At 45.9% G+C, this 7,037-nt stretch carries 7 protein-coding genes; 4 read left to right on the top strand and 3 right to left on the bottom strand.

Features of this window, described 5'->3' with window-relative positions:
- From F6Q11_RS05105 to F6Q11_RS05095, 3 genes are all read right to left on the bottom strand, one after another.
- Positions 1–624, bottom strand: a 624-nt coding sequence (locus F6Q11_RS05105; protein WP_297026841.1) for an ABC transporter ATP-binding protein, incomplete at its 3' end; no start/stop codon positions are given.
- 18 nt (positions 625–642) lie between these two features.
- Entirely contained in the window at positions 643–1,200 is a 558-nt protein-coding gene (locus F6Q11_RS05100) for a hypothetical protein (RefSeq protein ID WP_297026840.1), read from the bottom strand.
- A gap of 46 nt (positions 1,201–1,246) precedes the next feature.
- Positions 1,247–1,906, bottom strand: a complete 660-nt coding sequence (locus tag F6Q11_RS05095) for a hypothetical protein (protein WP_297026839.1) — start codon at positions 1,904–1,906, stop codon at positions 1,247–1,249.
- A 756-nt stretch (positions 1,907–2,662) separates the two neighbouring features.
- On the opposite strand from F6Q11_RS05095, the gene ftsZ reads away from it, so the two are divergent.
- The 4 genes from ftsZ (at position 2,663) to F6Q11_RS05075 (ending at position 7,035) form a co-directional block, all read left to right on the top strand.
- Positions 2,663–3,796, top strand: coding sequence for a cell division protein FtsZ (gene ftsZ, locus F6Q11_RS05090; protein WP_297026838.1), 1,134 nt, complete (start codon positions 2,663–2,665; stop codon positions 3,794–3,796).
- A 374-nt stretch (positions 3,797–4,170) separates the two neighbouring features.
- The gene (gene pyrF, locus F6Q11_RS05085; protein WP_297026836.1) at positions 4,171–4,815 is read left to right on the top strand and encodes an orotidine-5'-phosphate decarboxylase; all 645 of its coding nucleotides are present in this window, start codon (positions 4,171–4,173) and stop codon (positions 4,813–4,815) included.
- Between the two features lie 89 nt (positions 4,816–4,904).
- Positions 4,905–5,597 (top strand): signal peptide peptidase SppA, encoded by a 693-nt coding sequence (gene sppA / locus F6Q11_RS05080; protein ID WP_297026834.1) that lies wholly within the window; start codon positions 4,905–4,907, stop codon positions 5,595–5,597.
- Positions 5,587–7,035 carry a cobyric acid synthase gene (locus F6Q11_RS05075; RefSeq protein WP_297026832.1) on the top strand — a complete coding sequence of 483 codons (1,449 nt, stop codon included), beginning with the start codon at positions 5,587–5,589 and terminating at the stop codon, positions 7,033–7,035. Before sppA ends, F6Q11_RS05075 begins: the two co-directional genes overlap by 11 nt.
- The last annotated feature ends 2 nt before the right edge of the window (positions 7,036–7,037 follow it).

Below are 7,037 nucleotides of genomic sequence, written 5' to 3'. Positions count from 1 at the left end.
CAGCGGAAGCTTTATTCTCCTTACAATTCTCCCGCTGTCTATCACGATCACCTCATCCGCTATGCCGTCTATGTACGATATGTTGTGGGAACTAAGTACCACAGCCTTGTTTTGCTTCTTCATATCCCTGATCATGGCGACGATCTCCTCACTTGAAGTCTGATCGACCCCATCGAACGGTTCATCAAATATAACAACATCAGGATTCTGTGCCATCGCTACGGCCACCGACAGCTTCCTCCTCATACCCTTGGAGAGTTGCGATGCCAGAACCTTGGAACTGCCCAGAATGTTCAGCCTTGACAGTATACGCTCATAGTCAGAATGCCCTTCCGATATATCGGAGAAGAACTTCACGTTTTCTTCCACATTTAGATTCGGGTATATACCCATATTCTCGGGGACGTAGGAGACCCTCCCGTGCACAGCAACCCTACCCTCGGTGGGTTTGAGCACGTTCGCCATTATCTTCAGCGCAGTGCTCTTTCCAGCGCCATTCCTTCCGATAAGGGCAAGGCACATGCCTTTCTGAAGCGATACGCTGAACCCTTCCAGGGCCTTTTTGGTATTTCTGATTCCGTATCTCTTGCCAACGCTGGTCATCTCCAGCAATACTTCGTTCATCACATCACCATATTTTCGCTATTTGGCAGAGCTGACAAGACTTACAGTGCCGTTGTCAACCACTATGAAATCGCTTGGTAAGAAGAGGTTTGGAATACCAGAACCTGCGCCAACTACCATATCTGCATACATTATGTAGTATCCATTTGGCGCAGGCATGAATGGTGGAGGGGTGAAGTTGTATACAGTTTCATTCCAGTATGCAACGGTCTTGGGATGTTCGTTTGACAGATAGAAGTGTACAACAGCAGATAGATCAACGTTTGACATGCCTGGAGGGATTACTCCGGAGCTGAGATCTTTAGCATCAGTTATGTTCGGGCCGACATAATACACATGTATACCCTCAATGTATTGAGTCTCCGGAAATGTGAATTTTGTCAGGGAGTTTGTTGAGTTTATTACCGCAGATATATAGAATGCCACTGAGCCGTTATTCAATGGCTTAACGCTGACATCTATGCCGATGTACGGCTGCGAATGCTCGTTGACATAGTCATGATAATAGACGATGCCTGAAACGAGGACAATCAGCGCTATCAATGCCGCAATTATTATTTTCCTCAGACTGGCCATTTTATAACCACCATATAAAATTTATAATATAAATATTGTCATTATATCATTGCTGCGTTGGAATCCCATACACATAGCCATTTTCAACCCAATAGTAATGGGTAAATGCATTTAACCATCCCCAGTAATGAGCAAAATGGCCGCCCTCCGTCAATGATACGTAGTCATATGGCCCGCTTCCTTCCACTGATACTGCCGTCATGAACGAGGTTGCCAGTGGGTGTTGCCCTGTACTGGCAAGATCGTTGGAGAACACAAACGTAGCATTGCTGTCTGTCATAGATGTTTGAGTCAATTCGAACATGGGCACATTGTAGGAGAATTCGACGGAGTATGTAGAGGAGAGCGAAGAATCGTACACTGTCTGGGCTGCGGTATCGCTGATACCAACGGTTATGGTGCCGGCACTGCCCTCTTCCATAACATTGTTTGGTGAATATTGATTGAATTCAGCCGCTGTCGGAGTCACTCCAGTTCCTATCGGCACGATATCCCATTCCGGATTCGTGAAGGAGCTTAGACCTGACCATTGACCGCCGTTTGGCTCGTTTCCCGCAACCCAGTACCCATTGTTTGAATCTGCTGTTATATAGGTATTTACCACATATATAATGTAATCAGAAGAGCTTGACGTCATGAAGGCGGAAAAGTTGAAGTAAACCGTGCTTTCCTTACCTGAGAACTGTACGAGCTGATTGAAGATCATCTTTGCGCCGTTGGTGACAATGGAATTGTCTTGGGCCGAATTATTACTCGCAGGCAAAGAAAAGGCAACTGACGGGGCGATTACAAATGCTGCAACACCGATCGCCAAGATAAATTTGGAGATGTCATATTTTTTCAAGCGATCAAATCATAACATGATCTGCAATATATATATAATTTTCTTTTTTAAATTATATTTCAGGAATATAAATGATATATTCGATTATTCGCATCGTATTGCGGTAAAACCTTGCAGAATTACAATATCTCACAATACAAATTACGGAATTATGTCAATGACGTTCTACGAAGGCCTCATTAATAATGCAAGCCATAGTTCTCAATGTCTGTAGGAAGAAGTATAAAAATTTAAAATACTGCCCATAATGGATATATCCTCGAGTATGGCATGTTTTCAGAGTATGCAGATTGCACAACTGAATGAAGCGACAGAAATCCGCAGGATCACTATGATCTTTATAATAATTGAATTGAAGGACTTGCATTATCTATCCTTTGAAGCAACCCAACCATCCTTTCTATGATTATCCCGACACCATTCATGTTCGATCAATAATTCGAATTAAGAATGAGGAGGCAATTGCAAAAATTTTTGGATTTCCGAGCGCCACAATCCCAGTATTTTCTAAATTGTTACTGATATTTTCTCATAAATTTTTATAAAATGAGCTCTCCTTATAATGTGGGATGACAAGATACAGAAAAGTATATATATTTTTATGACGTTGTCAGACGTATGGGAGATATAACGGATCTGCTTTCCAAAGTTTCAATCGATGATGTATACGATGACTGGGATGATCAGGCGTCCACCGGTCTGCCAGAGGATGCAGAGATAGAGAATGTTTACAAGACGCTGAATGTCAAGATCAAGGTCATCGGATGCGGTGGTGGCGGATCAAATACCGTAAACAGGCTGTTCGATGATGCGCTGAAGAACGCCGATCTGATAGCGATAAACACGGATGCAAGCCACCTCAGATCCATGAAGGTAAAGCATAAACTTCTCATCGGCCAGAAGACCACCAAGGGCCTGGGGACAGGTGCGGATCCGAAGGTTGGAGAAGAGGCTGCAATAGAGGAGATAGTGGCAATAAAAAAGATAGTGCAGAACACGGACATAACCTTCGTCACCGCAGGTCTAGGAGGCGGTACCGGAACAGGCTGTGCTCCTGTCATAGCAAGGGCCGCCAAGGAGGCAGGATCCATAGTTATATCGGTAGTTACATTGCCATTCGAATCAGAGGGCCCCCTCAGGATGGACAACGCCGTTATCGGTCTAGAAAAGCTGGCGCAGTTTTCTGACACGCTTGTTGCCATACCGAACCAGAGGCTCCTCAGCGAGGTACCAAACGCAGAGATGAAGGTGGCCTTCGCCTATGCGGACAAAGTTCTTGCGGATACGATAAGATCCATAGTTGAGATAATAACGAAGACGGGCATAATAAACATAGATTATTCGGACATAAAAACAGTAATGCAGACAGGAGGAGTAGCTCTGATAGGCATGGGACAGTCAAAGAAAGGCGGTGATCGCATAATGACTGCGCTGGAAGAGGCCATGAAACCGAGGCTCATAGACGTTGATGTTAGCACTGCCAAGGACTGCGTCTTCAAGATCATTGCACCGCCGGACATTACAGTGAGCGAGGTTGGAAAGGCCATGGATGAGATAAAGAAGAGAATAAATCCAAGATCCCGCATAATCTGGGGTCTTACGATAGACAAGAGCCTTGATAAAGATGTAAAGGTTCTGATATTCATGACCGGGGTAAGCTCTGCCTATCTTGTGAAGGACGTTGAGAGCGCCAGAAAGCTGGCGAGTATGTTTACAGGATCATATGCGGCCGAGATTGACTCTGTGAATTAGAGTGAGCTGCTCCTCGCTAAAGTTTCAGAGCTTCCTGCTTCAGCGACCAAACTCGATCCCAATACAAACATATCGCAGTTCCCCTTCGTTGGAAACTCTATTTTGATCTACGTCTGGAAACAGGTTTAAGGAGGTTGCTATCTCCACAGGTGTTGATTCGGATCGTACCGATCCTACTTATGTATCACATCACTTGGTCTTCGTGAAGGATATGTGAAGAAAAATAGAAAAACTATCAATAGATCTTTCTATTGGAGTAAGCCCGTGTATATCATAGCTGAAGCTGTTGAGACTTGTAGATCTCCTCAAACCCCTAACCTTCCTTTAATCGATGATCAGGGAAACATTTTCTTTAACCTGATAATCCCTTTCAGATGTCAGAATCAAGGCTCGTGGTGGCGCTGGACATAACGGACAGGGAACGAGCAATCAGAATTGCCAGATCCTTGGGGAAGAACGTATTTGCCATCAAGATCAACTGGCCGCTGGTTCTTGCCGGTTCAGGATCTGTAATTGGGGATATCGCGAAGATATCCAGGGTGGTATGCGATTTCAAGATAGCCGACATACCAAATACGAACAGCATTATAGCTAGATTTGCCAGGGATCAGGGAGCCTGGGGCATAATATCACATTCATTCACAGGCCTTGAATCACTTCGATCGGTTGTGGAAGCTTCCGGTGATATGAAGGTATTCTCCGTGGTAGCCATGTCGCATCCCGGGGCAGACCTCATCAATGGGAACTATGAGCGGCTCATGGACATATCTGAGAGGGCTGGCGTATACGGATACATAGCACCTGGAAACAGGTTATCGGATCTTTCGAAGATAAGGAAACGTACCATGAAAATGATAATGTCTCCGGGCATAGGATCGCAGGGCGGAAAGGCAGCGGATGCCATAAAAGCCGGTGCGGATCTGGTCATAGTGGGAAGATCGATATATGAGAGTGCCGATCCTCTTGCCGCAGCTGAAGCGATCAACGCTGAAATAGCGAAGGCGGCGGATCTTCCATAAAATATCCGGATGGTGCTGTATCGGCCTTGCCTGATATCTTGTTTAGATGCGGATCAAAACACTAAATAGATGATATTTGATAGGTATTTGTGTACATACTCAGAACCAGGATAGAGGGAACTATAACTCAACAGCTTTATAGATCGTATTATCCCATACTATCCTTTGCCGAAAGCAAGAAATCGGTTGCTGGCCTGGTCTTGGTTTTCAACTCCGGTGGCGGTGACGCTGTCGCTTCGCAGCTTATGTTCGAGATGATCCGTAAGATCAGGAAGAAGAAGCCCGTATACTCTTTCATACAGGGTATATGCGCCTCCGGTGCCTACTGGATATCCACCGGATCCTCGAGGATATATTCGCTTGAAACTTCACTCATCGGGTCTATAGGAGTCATATCTATGATACCATACATAAAGCCACTGCTCGACAAACTTGGCGTCGAGATGAAGGTGTATAAGGTTGGCAGATACAAGGACATGCTATCATCATACAGGGAGCCAAGCGAAGAGGAGAACGAACACTACATGAGGGTTCTGAACGACGTGTACATGAAATTCAGGGATTCTGTCATGTCGGAGAGGAATATCCCGGCAGATAAGATGGACGATATTGCACAGGGGCAGATATTTTCCCCGTCGATGGCGATGGAGAACCATCTGATAGACGGGATAGGTACAATGGACTCGATGATGGAGGACATGTACAGGCAGCTTGGACGAAAGTATAAAACCCGCGATATCCTTCCAAGGAGACCATGGATAATGAGATTTCTTGGAACCTGAGATCCGTGGATGGTCGAGTGGCATGAAGATGATTCAGGTGCTGGGAACATCCTCTGGGTCAGGTAAAACTACCATAGCCATGGCGATCACCAGGATACTCTCAGGAATGGGATACAGGGTCGCGCCATTTAAGGCCGTAAACATGTCGCTAAACTCAGTAATTGTTGAGGGTGAGTATGAGATAGCCAGGGCACAGTGGCTTCAGGCAAAGGCCGCAAATACCGTCCCGACCAGGTTCATGAATCCGATACTGCTGAAACCTGAGGGCATGGGTGCAAGCCAAGTCATACTTTTCGGAAAGTCCCTGGGTAAGAAATCAGTTGGAGAATATTACGAGTTCATAAAGAAAGAGGGCGGAAGGGCAATAAGGTCGGCCATTGACAGGATGGCTGGCGAACACGATGTCATCGTTGCTGAGGGCGCGGGATCCCCTGCAGAGATAAACCTGCTGGACAGGGATCTGGCGAACATTTACGTTTCATCGATTTACAATACTCCTGCGATGCTCGTTGGAGACATAGAGCGTGGTGGAGTCTTCGCGTCAATATATGGTACAATATCGCTAATGCCCAGACCTGATCTTGTTCGCTGGTTGGTCATAAACAAGATGCGTGGTGACGCCTCGATGCTCGATGCAGGAATAGTTAAGCTGCAGGACCTAACAGGAAAGAAGGTGATAGGCGTTGTTCCGTATTCGGAAAACAGGCTTCCCGGTGAGGACTCGTTCGACTACGATCACCCAAGGTCAAAGGGTTCGAAGATAGTGGTCATTCGATACCCTTTCATGGAGAATTACAGCGATCTCGATCCGCTCATATACACGGATACAGGATACAATTATGTAACGGCCGAAAATGCATCAGATATTTCGGAGGCGGATCTCATCATACTTCCAGGATCAAAGAACGTGTTCGCCGACCTTGAATATGTGAGGAGAAGCGGGATTTTCATGAAGATCCTTGAAAACGCCGGGAGGGCAAAGATACTGGGAATATGCGGTGGATACCAGATGCTGGGTCAGAGGATAACCATGGATGGTGTGTCTGTGGAGGGGCTTGGGCTGCTGAGAGCACAGACCCACTATGAGAAAATGAAGACAACGAGATCCGTAAGGTACCGTGTCCATAACAGCCTTATGGATGGCCCATGGGAGGAGGGATACGAGATCCATTATGGCATGGTATCTAACCTGGGGGACGAGCACATGAATGAGACAACATACGGTCCGGAAGGAAACCTGGATAGGGATCGCATGATCTTTGGTACAAATATACATGGAATACTTGAGAACAGATCAGTATTCAGGTTCATGACAGGAAGTGATATAGGCGATCCCGAAGAGCATCTCAGAAAGGAGATAGATAGGTTTGCCACTGTGGTTAGGAACAGCATAGATCTGGAAGATATCCTATCTTATGTCGATGGAAAGGACCACTGATA

It is taken from the genome of Thermoplasma sp. (genome assembly GCF_008709555.1).
GTDB lineage: Archaea > Thermoplasmatota > Thermoplasmata > Thermoplasmatales > Thermoplasmataceae > Thermoplasma.
The sequence above is the reverse complement of the archived record's forward strand: the minus strand, read 5'-3'. Positions and strand labels throughout refer to the sequence as shown.

Excerpts from the sequence above, each read along its gene's own strand:
- F6Q11_RS05100 (WP_297026840.1), bottom strand. The coding sequence starts at position 1,200 with ATGGCCAGTCTGAGGAAAATAATAATTGCGGCATTGATAGCGCTGATT.
- F6Q11_RS05095 (WP_297026839.1), bottom strand. The coding sequence starts at position 1,906 with ATGATCTTCAATCAGCTCGTACAGTTCTCAGGTAAGGAAAGCACGGTT.
- ftsZ (WP_297026838.1), top strand. The coding sequence starts at position 2,663 with ATGGGAGATATAACGGATCTGCTTTCCAAAGTTTCAATCGATGATGTA.
- pyrF (WP_297026836.1), top strand. The coding sequence starts at position 4,171 with ATGTCAGAATCAAGGCTCGTGGTGGCGCTGGACATAACGGACAGGGAA.